We start from the raw sequence: 723 nt of genomic DNA, 5'->3' as shown, positions 1-723 counted from the left end.
CCCGTCCTCACCAACAAATGGATTGCTTCCGGGAACTTCATAGGGTGCTGCACCATCTACATCTCTCCTAAGGATATTACCCAAGAGATTAGCAAAATTATCCTGTCCGTTTCCACCTGCATTGACATCATACCAATCTTGTACGTGACCGGGGCCAACGTCGTTAGCATTACCACCGTCTCCAATAGAGATATAAAGATAACCGTCAGGTCCAAAAGCTATGGTTCCGCCCTCGTGGTTGCTTTGAGGCTGATCTACTTCAAGCACGATCCTTTCTGATCCTGCATCGGCACTCGTGGGACTTGAGGCTGTAAATTCTGAAATACGGCTCCTGTTGTCCCACATTTCTCCTTCCATGGGGCCGCCGGCACCCGGAGGAGCAGTATAGTACACATAAAAACGGCTATTACTACTAAATTGAGGATGAAAGGCCAGCCCTAAGAGGCCTCTTTCGTCATATCCCTCACTCAAGGCTATTATCCTGTCGCTCACATCCAGGAACGGCTGTGGATTTCTGACTCCGTTCTCAATAACCCAGATTTGTCCCGTCTGGTCAATTACATACAACCGGGAATTATCGCCGGGTACTGCCACCACTCCCACCGGAGAAGTCATACCGTCGGCTATCAATTGGAGATCCACATCAACAAATAGTGCCGGTGAATCAGCCATGGCACAAGCTCCTTCTCTAAAGTGGAAATATTCTACTGCATCATCTCCATC

Annotated in this window: 1 protein-coding gene; it reads right to left on the bottom strand. The window is 48.7% G+C overall.

Annotation, left to right across the window (positions count from 1 at the left end):
• A partial coding sequence (locus tag HC175_RS15825; protein ID WP_209310020.1) for a PQQ-dependent sugar dehydrogenase occupies window positions 1-723 on the bottom strand: 723 nt, incomplete at both ends.

This window comes from Salinimicrobium oceani, assembly GCF_012037645.1.
This window is presented reverse-complemented; position numbering and strand designations above follow the sequence as displayed.